The sequence below is a fragment of the Candidatus Scalindua japonica genome (assembly GCF_002443295.1).
In the GTDB taxonomy this organism is placed as follows: domain Bacteria; phylum Planctomycetota; class Brocadiia; order Brocadiales; family Scalinduaceae; genus Scalindua; species Scalindua japonica.
This window is the reverse complement of sequence record NZ_BAOS01000028.1, coordinates 434,156-452,394: the sequence shown is the minus strand read 5'-3', so window position 1 is coordinate 452,394 and position 18,239 is coordinate 434,156. Positions and strand designations below refer to the sequence as shown.

Below are 18,239 nucleotides of genomic sequence, written 5' to 3'. Positions count from 1 at the left end.
CTAAAACAGGATTTATTGCAGTTAAGCTTTATCTGTTTCTGAGTTATTTGTAGAAGGAGCTTCAGAAGCTTCCTGTAGTGGGCCTGCTGACTTTTCAGATTCGCTTACAACCGATACCCTGCATTGCGCTTTAACATCAGGATGCAACATCACATTTACGTTATACATGTCACATTTTTTGATTGGGCTTTCAAGGACTACCATCTTTTCATCTATTTGAAAGCCTTTTTCTGTCAGTACTTTTACAATGTCACTGGCAGTAACAGAACCAAAAAGCTTTCCTTCTTTATTTGTCTTAACTGTGATAGTGTAAGGTATGTTCGCAATTTCTTCAGCTAATGTTTGAAGATTCTTGATCTCTTCTTTTCGTTTCTCCTCGTTTTTTATCATTTGCAGATTAATTTGTTCGATATTCCCTTTTGTTACAACTGTTGCAAGTTTCTTAGGCAATAGATAATTCCTTGCATAACCATTTGCAACATCAACAACGTCCCCAATGTTGCCTAATTTTTTAATCTCTTTTTTTAGTAATATTTTCATGAGTTAATAATCCTATAGCTAATCGATACCGACAAACTGTATTATGTAAGAATAAATAGAATACGAGAATTTTTCAGGTAAATTCTATAGATCAGGCTAACAGTGCCATATGCCTGGCTCTTTTTAAAGCAATTTTTACCGAACGCTGATGTTTTGTACAATTCCCCGAACGTTTTTTGGAGAGCAGCTTTCCCTGGCTTCCTACAAGTTTTTGTAAATAATGCATGTCTTTATAATCAACCGACTCTACTCTGGACCTGCAAAATCGGCATTTCGTAGCAAATTCTTGATATTTCTTTTTCTTGTGTGGTGATTCTGTTGGTTTTTTCTTTTTAAATTTTCGTTTCATTAATACAGTTCTTTATAAAATTGTTAAAATTGATATTCACTTAAAATGGTATCTCTTCTTCATTAATATCATTTGGCGCCGTACCTTCCGGAAAACTCTGGCCTTCATCTCTCTTTGTTTTACCACCAATAAATTGGAATTCTTCAGCCACAACGCGCAGGGCATTACGTTTTTGACCATCCTTAGTTTCCCATTGTTGGAACTGCAATCGACCCTCTACGAAAATAGGGTTACCCTTGCTGAAGTATTCATTAATAACTTCTGCACGCCGACCAAACATATTTATGTCAACATAACACACTTCCTCTTTTTTTTCGCCATCCTGCCCCGACCAAGTTCTATTTATAGCTATTCCAAAGCTGGCAATTGCTGTACCGCTTGGTGTATATCTTAACTCGGGATCTCTAGTAAGATTTCCCATTAAAAAAACCTTATTAAGCTTAGCCATGTTTTATCTCTTTTCTTTTGCTCTTGTATAAGTTAGTTAGAAATCCTGAACTCTAAAAAAAGCAATAATAACTCTAGTATCTATTCTGAAGGTTCTGTTGCAACCGGTGTAGAGGCCTCAGGACTTACTTTCGCACTCTCCGTATCAGCACTTTCATCATTAACTTCCTCAGCCTTAATTTTCTCTAGAGGCTCTTCGGCTTCCTCTTCTGGTTTAGATTCCCTGATTTTATCCACCTTAACTATTAAGGTCCTTAACACATCGTCTGAAAGCTCAAAATCCCTTTTAATTAATGAGATCGAATCCGTTGGCGCGTTAAAATATATAAGCAAATAAGCTCCTCGCTTATGCCCTTTTAGTTTATACGCAAATTTCCTCTCCTCCCATTTTTCACTCTTGAGAATTTCGGCTCCTCTGTTTTTCAAGAGGCCTTCAACGTGCTTTACGGCCGTTTCCCAATCAGAGCCAGCTACGGTATCGCTAATTATGAACATTCCTTCGTATAATCTCAAAACTATTTTTCCTCCTAGTTAAACAAGCACATGCAGTTTTTTATATCTGTCGTTACCCAATAATTTATCACCTTACACGCTTTGTCGATAGCATCTTGAATTACGCTATTTTCTTCTTTTGTAAAACGTGATAAGACAAACTTCTTTGTATCTTCTGAAAGACTGTTACCAACTCCAATGCGCAATCTGGGGAAACTCGTAGTTGTTAAATGATTTGAGATTGATTTCAAGCCATTATGCCCACCACTGCTACCTTTTTCCCTTATCCTGATTTTTCCAAGAGGAATGCTGATATCATCCAGAATTACAAGTATTTCGCTTAGACTGCAATTATATTTTTCTATGATCTTTTTTGCGGGCCCACCGCTTAAGTTCATATACATCTGAGGCTTTACAAAAAGAACTTCTTCACCTTCAATAACACATTTACTAACGATAGAATCACGATATTTTTTTGTAAAACCAACATCACAACTCTGTAAAAATTTATCTATAACGGCAAATCCAATATTATGCCTTGTTTTCGCATATTTGCCACCCGGATTCCCAAGGCCAAAAACAATTTTCATAACTGCTAATTTTCTGACTCTTCTTTATCCGGTTTTCGAGCGCTGATTACTTCTGGCCCAGCAGCTAATTCTTCTTCAGATACTTCCTTTTCTGCAGCCGCAAAATGGACAGATACAACGGTGGCATCAGAGCTTCCCAGTGCCTTCGCACCAGATGGAAGTTCTACATCGCCAATATGTATGGTATTTCCAATCGCCAATTCTGAAATATTTATACGGATATTATCCGGAACGACAGCAGGAAGGCATTCTATCTCAATGTCTTTAAGCGCATGATCCAGTATACCCCCTTCCTTAACTCCAGGTGAAGTACCGTAAAGTACAACAGGAACCTGTGTTGTAATTTTCTCTGTCAGATCAGTTCTGATTAAATCAGCGTGTAAAATCTCTTTACCGAAAGTGTCAAACTGAACTTCTTTGATAACCGCAGTCTCCTCTTTACTGCCCATCTTCAAATTAACCATTTTAGCCCTGGCATCGATTACTTTAGACAATTCCTTCTTGTCTAAAGTAAGCATAACGCATTCCTGTTTATGACCATACAAAACGGCAGGAATCAAACCCGCTTTTCTATTTTTTCTGGATTTGATAGATCCGGACTCTTTTCTAATTTTTGCCTGCAGCGGTTGTGTTTCCATTTTCGTTTATTCCAAATATATTTAAAAAAAGGTTTAAAACAATAAGAAAAAAACAACTAGTTCAATGATCATTAAACATTGAACTAATTGACGTGTTAGTATGGATCCTTTTTATCGCCTCACCCAAAAGCCTTGACACTGATAGCACTTTAATTTTTGTGCCCAGGCTTTTTGCATGATTGTTCAAAGGTATAGTATCTGTAACTGCTATTTCCTTAATAGGCGCTTCTGCTAACTTTTCAACAGCGGAACCGCATAAGACAGGGTGCGTTGCACATACATAAATATCTTTAGCCCCTTTTTCCTTCAACACCCTTGCCGCCTGACATATAGATCCGCCTGTAGCAATCATATCGTCTATTATAATTGCATTTCTACCTTCTACATCACCAATAACAAACCCGACTTCTATATCTTCCGGCCCCATCCTCCTCTTATCTACTACAGCCAATCTCATGTTCAGATGGTTTGAATATTGCCTTGCTATCTTAATACCTCCAACATCCGGTGAAACTACAACAAAGTCAGACAGGTCTTTCTCCTTGTAATATTCCGAGATAACAGGGAATGCAAGAAGATGGTCTACCGGTATATCAAAAAAACCCTGTATCTGGGCTGCATGCAAATCCATAGTGAGCACTCTATCCGCCCCTGCCTCAGTAATAAGGTTTGCAACCAGCTTCGCCGTAATTGGCACCCTGCCCTCATCCTTCCGATCTTTTCTAGCATATCCATAATAGGGCAAAACTGCGGTTATTCTAGCAGAAGATGCTCTTTTAAAACAATCTATCAATATCAACAACTCAGCAAGGCTATCATTCACCGGCGCACATGTAGACTGTATAATAAAGATGTCAGATCCACGTACATCTTCATCAACCTTGACGTCTATCTCACCATCCGGAAATCTGCCTACCGAGGCATTTCCCAAAGGGATAGAGAGATAACGACATACCTTTTCAACCAGAGCGATATTTGAGTTTCCGGTAAATATCTTTATATTATTTATCGTATCTATACGGTTTTTTTCGTCCATCTTAATTTAATCTTGAAGTATATCCTATTTTACATCCAGTTACCAGCATAATCTGTTTTATGAGGATTGCAGATAATCCAATACCTGCATTACACCAACAACAAGCAACTGTTATGAAGGCGCTTAAATCAATAACATCAGGATCAATTTTTGCCCAGGTTTCCATTAGTAAAACAATGAAACAAGGCAGATCAACAATCGCCATCCGCTTCTAAATCAATCGAGAATATTAACCATACTACCGCTTTCTCACGATCACACTTCAGATATTAGTGGCGTAGAAGGGTAGCATCCTTTTACGTCGCTACCCACAAAAATCTACTTTTAGCGTAACTATCTATTTACAATACAGTTAACAAATCTTCAGTTCTGAAATGGCACAGAGGAAGAATGCTATCAAAAAAAGATATTCAATGCAAGCAAAAACTAATTATATGCCAATTGATACGAAAATCTTAAATTACTTTGAAACGACTAATTAGTATTAGTATAATCACCAACACACTATATCTGATTTTAAATTTGAAAGAGGGTTCATACTATGTCTAATTTTGGTGATTTTTTGATGATTGGTACTGTACTTGGAAAATTATTCACTGCTGCAATCCTGGGCGGCATTATCGGATGGGAGAGACATAGACGAGGACGACCAGCAGGTTTGAGAACGCATCTTCTTGTATGTATTGGCGTAACCCTGATGATGCTGGTTTCAGAACATATTTTTCTTAAATACCAAAGCCAAGGTCATAATTCTGTTCTTCGGATTGACCCTGCGAGGATTGCCGCACAGGTAGTGACCGGCATTGGCTTCCTGGGCGCAGGTACGATAATGAGATCCCGGGCCAGTATCAGAGGATTGACGACCGCAGCCTCCCTATGGGTAGTTGCAGGTATAGGCCTTGCGGTTGGCAGCGGATTCATATTACCTGCCATTTTTACAACTATTATTACAATTGCTATCCTGATTTTAAATGCTTTAGTTGAAAAAGGATTGAAAAGAAATAGATACAGGACGATAAAGATGCTGGTCACCGGCCAGGGGCATTTATTGGATGACATAAAACAGATCCTGGAGAAACATTCTGTAAAATTAAAAAATTATAAGTTTAAAAAAGATATCCAGAAGGGTGAAATTGAGTATGATCTGGACGTTAAGTACCAGGACGAAGAGACATTATTACATGCCTCGAACGATGTTACAAATACAATCAAAGACATAAAGAGTTTCAGCTTGGAATAATTGTTAATTAATTAAACAGGAGGGGCCGGCTATCATGAAAAAAATACTTATACTTCTTATTTTCTGCTTCTTAACTTCATTCTCCTCTCTGGGAGCCTCAGAGTCACAGCCGGTTCTTGAAAAACTGGATTCCCTGGAGAAATTTATCTCAGATTTATCATTCAGGATACTTGCCCTGGAAAAGCGAATCATATCACTTGAAGAGAGGATTTTTCTGGAAGCGACTAAGCGAGAAAAACAACCGGAACACATTCCTGAAAACATAGAACCGTCTGGTGATGATTTTTCTATTGAAGACGTTACTTACGAAACCCAATATAATGGTACAGTTTTTAGAGGCAGAATTACGAATAACACCAATAGTGATTTCCAGTATTCCCTCTTTAAAATTACCGTTTACAAGAAAGATGGCTCTGTTGCGGGCAGTAACGACTTCTATATTTTGAACCTGGACAGGCATTCAACCAGAACATTTGAAGCAAAAATTCATGATGCAACGAAGGAAGAGTTTGAGAAGTACGTAATTGAATTTACCAAGGGTTCTTAATCCTGAAAACCTGGTTTTTTAAGGCGTAAATTTATGAAAGATATAGTTCCTGTATCTATGACCGGAAACGATATAGACACAACAATTACCTCCTTTTACCAATGGGGCTGTTCTGGCAAAAAAGGCCGGCTTTGATATGGTTGAATTAGGTGGAGGTTCCAGAGCAATAATCGCAGCCCTCACTGCTTCAGAAAGAGACCATGATGCACCTTACTGAAAAAGGGGCTAAAACCGGATGGCCATTTGAAAGCCGCTTCAAAAGCACCTGGTATAACACCATGCATAAAAATGCTGGACCATCTTTCAAATCAACCCAAATAGACCTCTAGGCCAGAAAACCAGTTACATTGTCCAGTTGCACATTGCTTACAGCGATTTCCGGGGCAATCACTACTTCTCTTGACCCCCATACCAGAGTAGATCTCTTTTTCTTTGTAATCCCGATTATGTTGTTGAGAATATGCTTAATGTTTGCATTGATTCTAACGGTGTTAGGTTTTAGCGGACGAGAAATCTTTCCGTCCTTTATTAAAAAGGAGTCGGCGATTATAGTACCCGTGAAGTCACCCATGGCCAGTCCGTTTATCGCATAGGTGTACCATATCCTCCCTATATAGACACCATTGTTGACCTGCTTAAGGAGATTACCCCTGGTGGTCTCTCTGCCTCCTTCTATTATCACGTTTGTCGGTGATATGTCTGCCCTGTTTTTATAATCCCTGCCATTTGTTGAGTACCTGAAACCGTTGCGTGGCATTGGATTGTACAGATTATTTTTGAATTTTTGCGCATAGTAACTATTAGAAAGAAAGCCGGTAAGTGTACCATTCTTGATAAGGTCAGTTCTTCCGGTTGGCATACCTTCACACGTAATTTTTTTACTACCGATCTCCCCCTTTATTGATCCATCATCATATATATTTAAATTATGCGATACTATTTCCTGGCCAAGCATTCCGAGAAATGGCGTGTTGGATGCATTAACTGACGACAGATCCAACGATGGTATCAATACGTTTGAAGTAATATCAGTAACAGGCTGATTGCTAAAGACCACATTGTATTTCCCTGACTTGATTTTCTTTCCGCCAATTGTCCTCATTGCACTCACTGCTGCGTCTTTGCCTGCTGTTTCCGGATCAAATGTTTTCAAATGTGTGCCAGTACTCCATCCTGTGCCCTTAACATTTTTATTCTCGATCATTGCCGTTATATTTGCAGTAAGGGTGGTAGTTTCGTCAAAATCATCTATTCCCTTTGTCGTCTTAATGGCCATTCGTTCTCTCTGGATGGTAACGTCTCCTCCGACAATGATTGTTTTCCTGTGACCGCCACCACGAAGGGTTTTGAGAGCACCATCAAGGGCCTTCCACCCTAAACCAACACTATCTTTCGCACTGATTTGCATGACACGTTTGTCGTGATAGTTTGTTAAGGCAGGTGTATCTATTGGTTCAGGCAGTGTTCTGAAATCCGGGTCACACACCCTGTTTTTTCTCGCCTTCGCCAGGGCTTCGATAATACCCTCTTTCGTCAAATCATTTGTGACTGACCCAAAACCTGTTTCAACCCTGTTACCTCTTTTGAATGTGACCAGTATTCCAAGACCGTACGATTGAATAGATTTTGGCTCGTGGACCCCGTTACAGGGAATATCCGATGTGTAATTAACCCTTATAGTTATCAGATCATTCCATGACGCAAATACTTCCGCATCGATAACATCCTTTTGCTTTTTTATCTGTTTCAGCGCGTCGGCAACGGCTGTTTGTAAGTCTTCTGTTTTTATCATTGTAAATTATCGGACACAGATTTAAAACTTTTCGGACTCTCCACGAAAGTGGGGATAATTACTGCATCTTCCTTTCGGAAGGAATCCAGTGAAAGCCTGAAAGGATTCCTTGCCTACAGACAGTCAGGCACTACAGAAACAGTTATTAATAACCTGCCAATCTTGCCTTGCCCCGGAGTGTTGGCCCTCCGTTACCAACTCTCATAACCTGCATCGGTTGTCCCTTTCCACAGTTCGGTATGGGATACATTTTAAAATCTTTCCCCACCGCGTCAATGCTCATAAGAAACTCTTTCGAATTTGCCATTATACCACCGCCTCTGTACAGCTTAACAAGTTTCCCATTTTCAATCTTATAAACCTTTCTGGCAGAAATCCTGAAGTTCTCTCTGGATTCACTTATGGACGGTATTCTGTGGTTGACAATGTAGTATCCATCTTTTACCTCTTTGATTATGTTTTTCGGGTCTTTTTTGCCGGGGCCAAATGCTGTATTTGTCATCCTGACAATCGGTACCATTGCGGATGTAGTCGCCCTCATCGAACCATTTGGTCCATGTCCAAGAATTGCAGCATTCTCCCTTCCGTTCAGGAACGTTTTCAGAATACCATTCTTAATTACCTCTATGCGTTTACCCAATGTTCCTTCCGCATCGTATTTGTAGTAACCATATCCCATTGTGGTAGGATCTGAGAAAGCGTTTACCAGTGGAGATGCTATCTGTTTTCCTACCTGATTTTCATCCATGTTCTTAAAGAGCCATGACCTTCCCGCGTAGGCGGTTTCCATCTTCAATATCCTGTCAGATTCTGCAGGATGCCCAACGATTTCGTGTACAAGTAGTGTATTAAAGTGGGGGTCAGTTACAACGACGACTTCGTCTTTACCGGTCTTAAGGAACTCAGCACCAGACAGCTCTATAGTCTCTTTTGTCCTTTCAAGAGCAAAATTGAGAAAGCTTAAATTATAACAGTTTTTGCCTTCAATTATTTCCCATCCTCTCATATCACCAACATAATCATAACAGACTTCCGGACTGGACTCACCCTTCTGGGCGGACACATAAACAACGCCCTGAGTCAGAGGAAATGACTGATCAATATCTGCACCTTCAGAACTGCAGAACAACTCCCTGATTATGCCCGTCTTAATCCCTGTAGCTGCATAATGTACAGATGGATCAAGCATCTTCATCTGCGCGGAAACATCCATGCTTGTCTTTAACACCTTCTGCAGGGAAACCTTTCGCGGGTCTATTTCAAAATCTGCCGGTATTGTATCCTGACAAACTTTAATCTTTGCCAGCCTTACTTCCGTTAGCGAATCGGCACTCTTTGCAAACTCCTGTTTTTTCTTTGCGTTGGCTGTTGCCCGTTCATAGGCAGTATCTATTCCCTTAATAATCAGTCTTGATATTTCCCTGGCCTTTAAGTCGTTTTTCCCCAGGGACTGTCCATAGAATCCCCACGATGCCATTCCCCCCGCAATAACCCTTATTCCGAACGAAGCATCATAATCATCCGTAACATCCTTTGATTGTCCATTTTCAGAACAGGCTGATTTAAATTCGCTGATCCCAAACCTTACGTCAACATATTTGCAGTCGCTTAGTGATTTATAATATATTGATACGGTTTTAAAGATGTGCTCTTTTAATTTATCCAGAATTTCTATGCGTGGTTTCATTTTTCCTCTTAATCGTGATATTCATCGCAATAAAGACAAAGGTTACCAGGAATATCATCCCTACGGTAGTTACAATTGTCAGATGGACCAGGTTTCCTTTGATTTCTGCTTCAGCCCTGTCTATAGGCACTGCCACAGAGATAGCGCCTCGCAAGTCTCCAAAGGTATAGTCCGTGGCCTTGTCTTCAGGATAAGCTTCCAGTATGGACTCCGGTATTTTCTCCTTGGCAGAGTGACATTTAAGGCACGCTTCCTCTATGTGGAGAGGAATGAGATATCTAAGCACTCTCTTGCTCTCTATCTCGTCTACACCTTTATATTCTGAAAGTTTTTTGTCCTTCTCGAATTCAGCCAAGGCTTGTTCCTCAAACCTGTCCGGCCTGTTTTTCGGATTTCTATATCTCGAGCTCACCTGCCTCAATCGATATCCTGTCGCGTTATAAAACTTTTTGCCAATCTCATTTCCCGCGATTGCCGGCATGAGCAGTCTGGTAGTTTCGTCATGTTCCATGTTTGTAATTGCCATTGTTTCAGCCAGATATTCCCTTGTGTGCTTAAGCTCCAGAGCAATCATTTTGCACTTATCGAAAACTTCCTCTCGTAACAATGTAGATTGCTTCTGGAAATTAGTAAAACTTATGGAAAGAATTACAATAGCTACTACAACTATTATGACACTGTATAGTTTTAAATTCTTTTTCATTAAAATTAGTAGACCTGGATCTTAAGAAAGTTTAAATCATTATATGTACTGAGTTTTAGTCTAACACAAAAACGAGAGATTTTCTAAAAAAATTATAGTTATTACCCTTTGTGCTTTGTGTCTCTGCCTGATTACTTTTTGAGAAAGAAATGAGTATGAATCAGTAAGTAAACTCCTAACAAATCAATGTGGCGGATGCACCTCCGTAGCACCGGTAATTTCTCTATGTTAAGTTAAGCGTGATTTTCGCGAACCGGTAGACGGTTTTTAAGCCGTTCTCGTAATAGCTTTAAGGCATTCTCAGTAGCTTGCCAATCGATACAGGCATCGGTGATGGAAACACCATACTTAAGAGCCGCCCTGTCAGAAGGAACAGGCTGTTTGCCTCTATTAATATTACTCTCCAGCATCAAGCCGATAATCGATTGGTTGCCTTCAAGGATCTGGCGGGTAATATCTTCCAGTACTTCGAGTTGTTTATCCGGGTCGCTTTGAGAATTAGCATGGCTGCAGTCCACCATAATGTTTTCAGGCAAGCCGGATTCCCTTAATTCCTTCTGGCATCCTGCGATGCTGTCGGCATCGTAATTGACCCCTGACTCACCGCCGCGAAGTACAATGTGTGTATACCTGTTACCTTTCGTTCGAATAACAGCAACATGGCCTTCAGGGCCCACACTGACAAAGCTGTTCGGATTAGCGGCAGTGTGCATAGCATTTATCGCGATTGTTAAGTTACCATTAGTCCCATTCTTAAATCCAACTGTAGTTGAAAACCCGCTTGCCATTTTCCTGTGTGTTTGTGACTCAGTTGTGCGGGCGCCAATCGCTGTCCAGGAGAAGAGGTCCTGGATATATTGAGGTGATACGAGATCAAGCGCTTCTCCTGCCGCAGGCAAACCGAGGTCAGCAACATATAAAAGCAGCTCGCGTGCACGTTTCAGGCCCTCTTCCAATTTTCCGGAGCCATCCAGACCCGGATCGTTAATGAAACCCTGCCAGCCTGTTTTTGTACGCGGTTTCTCAAAATAGACACGCAACAATAAAAACAGTGTATCATCCACTTCATCAGCCAGTTTTTTAAGACGCAAAGCGTAATCTCTCGCGGCCGCAACGTCATGAATTGAGCAGGGCCCTACAACGACGAAAATACGAGGGTCTTTTCTATCCAGAATATTTTTGATAGTGCTTTGCCCTGTCATAACAGCCCGGACGGCCTTATCGGTAACAGGAAATCGCTTCTTCAGTTCAACAGGCGCAAGGAGTGGTTCTTCAGTAAATACATTTAGATTTTCTATGCGTTTATCTGGCATTGCCGAACATCATCCTTCAGGTTTTTTATAAAACAGATACATAAATTACTTTGTTACTTTACTCCTGCATTCCTGGTTTCCTTATCGTGTTTCTTTTATAACTACTAATACTGACTTTTTATAAGGAAGCCAGGAAACCAAGAGATAGTTTAATTCATTTCTTCCATTCTTATTTTACATCAGTTTTTTAACTCTTTTCTACTTGCATAACTTAATAATGTAGTCATTACTATATCTCTTTTGCCAAAATCCATTTTTACCATAACAATAAAATGAAAATCCCAATATTATGTTCTTATTAGAATATTAGAATCATTATATCACAAAAGCTTAAAATAGCGATTAATCAGAAATATCAACATTCAAATGGATTAAAAAAATTTTTAATCTCTTCTATTTCAGAAACTTTTTTACAGTCGGGAAGCGAGTTTAAGAAGTACTTGCCATAAAACTTGCTCTTAATGCGGGGATCAAGTATTGCAACCACACCAGTATCCGTCGTTGACCTGATCAGACGGCCAAATCCCTGCCTCAGGAGTGTTATTGCCTGTGGAACCTGATAGAACATAAAAGGGTTTTTATTCTGGGATTTCAACAGCTCCATCCTTGCTTCAATTATCGGATCATCAGGGACAGCAAAAGGCAATTTTGTTATTATTACACACTTCAAGGCTTCACCGGGCACATCAACTCCCTGCCAGAATGTTGCTGTGCCAAAGAGGACAGCTTTCTCACTGGTCTTAAACTCTTCGATCAATTGATATCTTGGCTTGTCTCCCTGCCGGAAAATTGTAAACTCGTCCAGCTCCTCCCAGATCTCTTCGTATACGCTATTAAGCATCTTGAAACTTGTAAAGAGAATAAAAGTCCTTCCCTGTGAGTAAGTGATTATCTCCTCTATGTGTTTAATAATATTGTCTTTAAATTTATCAGGCTGCAAATTCGGATCAGGAATGTTGTCCGGAATGTATATGAGTGCGTTTTCTGAAAAATTAAATGGCGACCCTATCGCTTTCTCGTTATAGTCATCTTCGGTTGTTACGCATGGATCAAATTCCTCCTGTTCGGAATTGTTGAGTGATTTTTCTGTACCTGGCTTTGCACAGACAGGTATTCCCAACCTCCCCTTTATATATTTGAAGTTTCCGTTGATTGAAAGCGTAGCTGAAGTAAGAATTACCGGCCTGATCCTGCCAAATATCTGCCTCTCAAATTCCCTGGCAACATTTATTGGTGCGGCAAGTAGAGAGCATCTTGAAAATTTATGGTTTAATGGTTCCAGTGTGTTGGTTAATTGCAATGTATTTGTGAACGATCCATATCGAGACTTTCTCCTTATTACCTCTGCCCAATATACACACTCTTCCAATTCCTGATTTATGATAGTAAAAATATTTCTCTTAGTTTCACTGCACCTGTTTGCGAATGCAATAATTTCAAGTCTATCCTCATCTGTCTTGACCTGCTTTGATAGAGACTCCAGCAGATCATAAAGATTTGACAATGGCTTATCAAGGTAGTTGTTAATGATACCCTTTTTTCTGATCCTGGTGGTTTTATTTCCTGTACCGTATTTTTCAACAACTTCTGAAAAGAAAAGATCGCTGGCAGAGCCAGCTTCTTTCAGCAGTGTCTCACAATCACTTATAATCCCCGTTTTATCAGCCTGATCGAATGTATTTGAAGAGTCAAAAAGCCTTGTTATCAACCCCTTACCGGTCTTAGGGTTCAGAATAGAGTCGAGCATATATTTAATCCTGGAATTCGAAACTTCGACACCGAAGTAACCGGTAGCTATATCCTCCAGTGTATGGGCTTCATCAAAAACTACGGCATCAAAATCGGGTAAAACCCGTCCGTCACTTGCCAGATTAGCAAAAAAAAGATGATGATTTGTGACCAGTATCTGTGCCTTATACTCTTTTCTCCGCGCTTTATTGTAGTAGCAATCGTCTTTGAAAGAACATTTTTTGCCAAAGCAGAGGTCAGACTCTCTACAGACCTTACTCCATATTGCTGGTGAAGGTTCAAAGTCAAGTTCTGATCGCAAACCTCTCTTTGCTTGTGTTTCCCACTGGATAATTTGTTCAAATTCAATAAATTCCTTTTTAGTGTTAAAGACACCCTGCTTCTGTGCCTGGTGGAATCTTCTGAGGCATAAATAATTCTGCCCACCTACACAAAGGGCATAGAAAAAATCAAATTCATCTTTCTGTTCGTGCTGTGCAGGACAATTATTATCTCTTGTATCAGCAAAAACATTAACAGATTTCAATGCATTACGAAGGAATGGAAGGTCTTTTTTTATTAATTGCTCCTGTAGCGTCTTAGTGTGCGTTGAGATGATTACCTTTTTGTTGTTTATGACACTCCAGAATATAAAAGGAAGAAGGTATGCCATACTTTTTCCTACTCCGGTCCCTGCTTCTACGATAAGGTGCTTGTTGTCTTCAATGGCTTTTTCAATTGCCAGTGCCATATCCAGCTGTTCTGGCCTCAGTTCATAAGAACCTGATTTTTTTGCGATAACTCCGTTTTTTCCGAGTACGTCTTCGATCAACATAGTCTCAGGATAAATCAATTTCTTTAGCCTTGCAAATCCTTTTTCATCATATATAATTTTTTCTCAGACATACTTATTCCCGCCCGTACCGAATAGTACGTTCGGGTAGGCAAGCGCATTCTTCCGGTTGCACAATCTATCAGGAACTTTAAAACACTCATTAAGTGATGATACACGCGGGTTACCCGCCTGTACCTATTCGGGCAGGAAGCCTGCAGCTACTTTAATACACAAAATAGTTAATATAATGGTGGGAGGATATTACTGTGAACGATACAATAGAAAAGTTTGAAACAGATGCTCGTAAATTAGTTGATGATTATGTGGCGGAAAACCCTTATGAACTGAACCCGGATTCTCACCATGTGGATAAAATAATTAAGAGTCTGGCAAAGAGAAAACTGAAGAACGGTTTTTTTTACTGTCCGTGCAGAATGCTTTCAGACGACAAAGAGATAGACGCAAAAATTATATGTCCGTGCGAGTATCACAAAGAGGAGATAGAGAAAGACGGCATATGCAGTTGCGATCTTTTTGTAAGCCCTGATTATAAACCTGCCTCTGCAGTCTAAACTTGCTGGGTCGAGCTATCCTGAAAGGTGACAGTTTTGGAATACACGGAGATTAAGGTACGACCGTTCTATTAATACCCGCCAGGTTTTTTATCTCCTCTGACAACCAGCGTTGAAATAATTTGAGTAATTTTATCTACACTGTTTCCAATGTATTGAACTCTGCCCTGTTGGTCCAGCACAAAAATTATTGGTATCTGCCTTACATCAAACAATTTTGACATCATACCTTTATAACGCATACCTTCAAATATTTGAGACCATTCTATATTTCTTTGTAACAGAACACCTTTTAAATCGTCAATTTCGTCGTCAAGACTTATTCCAATAAATTGAATACCAGGTCCTTTAAATTTTCTGTACAACTGTTTTGTTTCCGAAATTTTCTCGATACAATTATCATTCCATGTTGCCCAGAAGTTCATGACAACTATTTTGCCTTTAAAATCTGACAGGCTTATCGGGTTTCCCTTATAATCTTTAGTGTGAAAATCGGGTGCATGCATTCCAAGCCTTATTGTACCACCCAATTCCTTCCCGAAGGCATTTGCGGCACCTGGCTCAATAATCCTTAATTCTGTGATAACATCTTTTGCTCCTGAAATATTACCGGACCCGATAAGGGCCTGCGCCTTAAAATACAATAGCCTTGCCTTGAAATTCTGGTCGATTTCATTCTGCAAAGCCAATACTTCGTCAAAATAGGCTATGGCTTCGATGAAATTACGCATTATATTATGAGTAGCGCCGATGTAAAAAGTCGCTTCCAGCGCCTCATGTGTACCGGCAAACATGTCGACTATTGCCTGAAGCTCATTAAGGGCCTCTTCATAATAATCTTTGGCATCCCCCGGTTTCATCTTTGAATATGTGCCAAGGTTCTTTCTGATTGTGTTTAATTCCATCGCCGCATCTGGGTCCTGTCTCAATTCCCCAACGGCAATATTGTTAAACGTCAGGCAAAGTGTAAGAAACATAATTACTACTGTCGGGATCATAAATTTCTCTTTTTTCATGGATATATTTCCTTTATGTAAATGTATTTATAACAATCATTTTGAAGTAATATATTTAAACATACTATTTCACAGAAGAAAAGTATATTTTAGGTTTGTGATATTTTAAGACATGAATTTCATGAATTGTCACGGATAGACGACCAACCTCTCTTCCCCGGACAAAAGACGTCGGGGAATTTTCGAGAAGATTCCAGGATTATTATTTTGGCAAGCCATCATTATCTAAGTACAAAACAACTCTCTTATCTTTTTAGAAATATCTTTACTGCGCATCAATGTTTCACCTATCAGGATTGCATCAATACCTGCTTTCTCAAGCACAAGGACATCTTCCCTCGTTTTGATCCCACTTTCACTTACGACAACCTTGCCTTCAGGTATCCTATGGCAGAGTTGAAGTGTAGTTTCAAGGTTAGTTTCAAATGTATCAAGATTTCTGTTGTTAATTCCGATAATGTTTGCTTCTGTCTCCAACACCTTTTCCAATTCGTCATTGTCATGCACCTCAACCAGACACTCCATTCCCAGCTCATCGGACAGAGAAAGAAATTTTTCTATCTGCTCCTTTGTGAGAATCCTTGCAATCAGTAACACCAGATCGGCACCGGCAGCTCTTGCCTCGTATATCTGATACAAATCAATTATAAAATCTTTTCTCAGGACAGGCAGACTGACTGTTTCTTTAACCTCAGAGAGATATTTAATATCCCCCTTGAAAAACTCTTTATCTGTCAGCACGGATATTGCGGACGCTCCACCTGCCTCATATTCTTTTGCTATGGTGATATAATTGAAATCTTCCCTGATAATACCGGCTGAAGGTGATGCCTTCTTGACCTCAGCAATAAATTTGATCCTATTCTCTTTTTTCAATGCCGTACCGGACTTGACTGCTTCCGGAACGTTTATACATCTCTCTTTCAAAGAGTCTATAGAGACAAGCTTTTTGCTCTCAGCAACCTCTGTCAGTTTATATGCACGTATCTTATCTAATATCATGATTATTTGTGATAGAAAAGCAAAACCTCTTTCCGTCTCTATTCAGTACGTAAAATGGTTTCTAAAGTAATGTCTTGTTATATACTAAACATCATGTTCCAAAGAACTTATAGTGCATATTTACACTCAAATATTGAAATTTACATACAAGCGAACTGTAAGATTAAATGTTTTTCCATTTTCAGTCAAGTATTTAAAATAGTTGATTATATAATCCTTTTGTATTAAAATCGACATTTTCGGTTTCGGAGAAAAAGAGCTTTACATTCTGGCCCGTCCAAATGATATTTGCCGGGAGGGCATCTCATTTTCAGGCCATCCTTGTCCAGCCTTAATTCGGCGAACCGTCAACGCAGAAGAGGCTGTGCTTGCGGTTCGGTTGAATTAGATCGGCCAAGTCTAACCTGAGCCTGAGTACGATTATAATTGAAAGTTATTTTTTTCCGAAACCTGATTTATTTTTAATTGGCTAAAACTTTAATTTTTATAAATAGTAAGGGTAAAAAATGAAGAAGACTTATTTGTTTACACCGGGCCCAACTCAAATACCGCCGGAAGTTGTTCTGGCAGAAGCAAGCCCAATGATTCATCACAGAACTTCTGAATTTTCTGATATATTCGCGAATGTGTCTGAAAATTTAAAATATGTTTTTCAGACTAAGGATGGTGAAGTATTTACGTTCGCCTCTTCCGGAACAGGCGGAATGGAGGCATGTGTCGCTAACACTTTGTCCAGGGGGGATAAAGCCATTGTGGTAAGTGGTGGTAAATTTGGAGAGAGGTGGGCACAAATTTGCGGCACATATGGTGTAAACACGGTAAAGATCGAAGTAGAAAACGGAAAGGCAGTAGACCCTGCCGTAGTGAATGACACAATCGAAAAGGAACAGGATGCAAAGGTGGTATTCACGACATTAAGTGAAACTTCAACCGGTGTTATCCATAATATTGAGGCAATAGCAAAAGTTGTTAAAGGCCGCAACTTATTATTGGCAGTTGACGGAATATCTGGAATCGGTGTTCAACCGTTTAAGATGGATGACTGGGGTATTGACATTGCTGTTACAGGTTCTCAAAAAGGCTTTATGCTGCCTCCTGGCCTGGCCTTTGTGTGTGTCGCACAGAGTGCATGGGATTCCATTGAGAAGTCTGATCTACCAAAGTACTACTGGAATCTTAAGAAAATGAGGAAGGCGCTGAGCAGTAAAACTACGGCTTATACTCCCGCAATTTCTCTTATAATGGCAGCAGGAAAATCTATCGAAATTATCAGGAGTGAGGGGATTGAGAAGGTCTGGGCGCGACATGCCAAACTGGCCCATGCGACAAGAGAGGGTATTAAGGCGCTGGGACTTGAGCTGTTTGCGAACGATGCTGCGGGCAATGTGTTAACATCTGTCAAAATTCCGAAAGGAGTAAACTTTGACGCCGGAATAAAAAAGCTGAGAGATGAGACAGGGGTAACAATAGCTGGTGGCCAGGATGAACTGAAAGGCAAAATATTCAGAGTTGGCCATATGGGTTATGTCAATGAATTTGACATTGTGCTGGCAATCTCTGCTGTTGAAAAAATTCTGCACGAAGGTGGTTATAAAGTAGAATTAGGTAAGGGAGTTTCCAGGGTTCAGGAAATTCTGGTGGGTTGAGTTAAAAACTCCACTTTAATAGAAAAAGCCCATGTTTTCTTATTTGCAAAAAGGAAACATGGGCTT

19 protein-coding genes are annotated in these 18,239 nt (G+C 39.8%); 4 read left to right on the top strand and 15 right to left on the bottom strand.

Going from position 1 to position 18,239, the window contains the following annotated elements; genetic code table 11:
- Positions 1 to 21: 21 nt before the first annotated feature.
- The 8 genes from rplI to SCALIN_RS16545 form a co-directional block, all read right to left on the bottom strand.
- A complete protein-coding gene (rplI, locus tag SCALIN_RS16580) occupies positions 22 to 540 on the bottom strand; it encodes a 50S ribosomal protein L9 (protein WP_096895561.1) in 519 nt (172 codons plus the stop codon).
- 91 nt (positions 541 to 631) lie between these two features.
- Entirely contained in the window at positions 632 to 889 is a 258-nt protein-coding gene (gene rpsR / locus SCALIN_RS16575) for a 30S ribosomal protein S18 (RefSeq protein ID WP_096895560.1), read from the bottom strand.
- A gap of 40 nt (positions 890 to 929) precedes the next feature.
- On the bottom strand, positions 930 to 1,337 hold the full coding sequence (locus SCALIN_RS16570; protein ID WP_096895559.1) for a single-stranded DNA-binding protein: 408 nt from the start codon (positions 1,335 to 1,337) through the stop codon (positions 930 to 932).
- A gap of 80 nt (positions 1,338 to 1,417) precedes the next feature.
- Positions 1,418 to 1,849, bottom strand: a complete 432-nt coding sequence (rpsF, locus tag SCALIN_RS16565; protein ID WP_133111988.1) for a 30S ribosomal protein S6 — start codon at positions 1,847 to 1,849, stop codon at positions 1,418 to 1,420.
- Positions 1,850 to 1,863: 14 nt separating this feature from the next.
- Positions 1,864 to 2,418 (bottom strand): aminoacyl-tRNA hydrolase, encoded by a 555-nt coding sequence (gene pth, locus SCALIN_RS16560; protein ID WP_096895557.1) that lies wholly within the window; start codon positions 2,416 to 2,418, stop codon positions 1,864 to 1,866.
- Positions 2,419 to 2,423: 5 nt separating this feature from the next.
- Complete coding sequence (locus tag SCALIN_RS16555; RefSeq protein ID WP_096895556.1) at positions 2,424 to 3,056, bottom strand: 50S ribosomal protein L25; 633 nt, start codon at positions 3,054 to 3,056, stop codon at positions 2,424 to 2,426.
- A gap of 61 nt (positions 3,057 to 3,117) precedes the next feature.
- Positions 3,118 to 4,092, bottom strand: coding sequence for a ribose-phosphate diphosphokinase (locus SCALIN_RS16550; protein WP_096895555.1), 975 nt, complete (start codon positions 4,090 to 4,092; stop codon positions 3,118 to 3,120).
- A 1-nt stretch (position 4,093) separates the two neighbouring features.
- On the bottom strand, positions 4,094 to 4,297 hold the full coding sequence (locus SCALIN_RS16545; RefSeq protein WP_096895554.1) for a hypothetical protein: 204 nt from the start codon (positions 4,295 to 4,297) through the stop codon (positions 4,094 to 4,096).
- Positions 4,298 to 4,633: 336 nt separating this feature from the next.
- On the opposite strand from SCALIN_RS16545, the gene SCALIN_RS16540 reads away from it, so the two are divergent.
- A complete protein-coding gene (locus SCALIN_RS16540; protein WP_096895553.1) occupies positions 4,634 to 5,332 on the top strand; it encodes an MgtC/SapB family protein in 699 nt (232 codons plus the stop codon).
- 34 nt (positions 5,333 to 5,366) lie between these two features.
- Positions 5,367 to 5,879: a hypothetical protein gene (locus SCALIN_RS16535; RefSeq protein WP_096895552.1), complete on the top strand. Its 513-nt coding sequence runs from the start codon at positions 5,367 to 5,369 to the stop codon at positions 5,877 to 5,879.
- A 325-nt stretch (positions 5,880 to 6,204) separates the two neighbouring features.
- Here the strand turns inward: SCALIN_RS16535 and SCALIN_RS16530 are convergent, their stop codons facing one another.
- From SCALIN_RS16530 to SCALIN_RS16510, 5 genes are all read right to left on the bottom strand, one after another.
- Positions 6,205 to 7,671 (bottom strand): TldD/PmbA family protein, encoded by a 1,467-nt coding sequence (locus tag SCALIN_RS16530; protein WP_096895551.1) that lies wholly within the window; start codon positions 7,669 to 7,671, stop codon positions 6,205 to 6,207.
- Between the two features lie 145 nt (positions 7,672 to 7,816).
- Positions 7,817 to 9,358, bottom strand: a complete 1,542-nt coding sequence (locus tag SCALIN_RS16525) for a TldD/PmbA family protein (RefSeq protein WP_096895550.1) — start codon at positions 9,356 to 9,358, stop codon at positions 7,817 to 7,819.
- Entirely contained in the window at positions 9,330 to 10,061 is a 732-nt protein-coding gene (locus SCALIN_RS16520; protein ID WP_096895549.1) for a Tll0287-like domain-containing protein, read from the bottom strand. The genes SCALIN_RS16525 and SCALIN_RS16520 overlap by 29 nt, the downstream gene beginning before the upstream one ends.
- Positions 10,062 to 10,294: 233 nt before the next feature.
- Positions 10,295 to 11,374, bottom strand: a complete 1,080-nt coding sequence (locus SCALIN_RS16515) for a 3-deoxy-7-phosphoheptulonate synthase (protein WP_096895548.1) — start codon at positions 11,372 to 11,374, stop codon at positions 10,295 to 10,297.
- A 355-nt stretch (positions 11,375 to 11,729) separates the two neighbouring features.
- Positions 11,730 to 13,937 (bottom strand): ATP-dependent DNA helicase, encoded by a 2,208-nt coding sequence (locus SCALIN_RS16510; protein WP_096895547.1) that lies wholly within the window; start codon positions 13,935 to 13,937, stop codon positions 11,730 to 11,732.
- A gap of 266 nt (positions 13,938 to 14,203) precedes the next feature.
- Between SCALIN_RS16510 and SCALIN_RS16505 the strand changes: the two genes are divergently transcribed.
- Complete coding sequence (locus SCALIN_RS16505) at positions 14,204 to 14,509, top strand: ferredoxin-thioredoxin reductase catalytic domain-containing protein (protein ID WP_162532374.1); 306 nt, start codon at positions 14,204 to 14,206, stop codon at positions 14,507 to 14,509.
- A 71-nt stretch (positions 14,510 to 14,580) separates the two neighbouring features.
- On the opposite strand, the gene SCALIN_RS16500 is transcribed toward SCALIN_RS16505, so the two are convergent.
- Complete coding sequence (locus tag SCALIN_RS16500) at positions 14,581 to 15,525, bottom strand: redoxin domain-containing protein (RefSeq protein ID WP_096895545.1); 945 nt, start codon at positions 15,523 to 15,525, stop codon at positions 14,581 to 14,583.
- Between the two features lie 225 nt (positions 15,526 to 15,750).
- Positions 15,751 to 16,527 carry an indole-3-glycerol phosphate synthase TrpC gene (gene trpC / locus SCALIN_RS16495; protein WP_096895544.1) on the bottom strand — a complete coding sequence of 259 codons (777 nt, stop codon included), beginning with the start codon at positions 16,525 to 16,527 and terminating at the stop codon, positions 15,751 to 15,753.
- Positions 16,528 to 17,033: 506 nt separating this feature from the next.
- Between trpC and SCALIN_RS16490 the strand changes: the two genes are divergently transcribed.
- On the top strand, positions 17,034 to 18,173 hold the full coding sequence (locus SCALIN_RS16490; protein ID WP_096895543.1) for a pyridoxal-phosphate-dependent aminotransferase family protein: 1,140 nt from the start codon (positions 17,034 to 17,036) through the stop codon (positions 18,171 to 18,173).
- Positions 18,174 to 18,239: the final 66 nt, after the last annotated feature.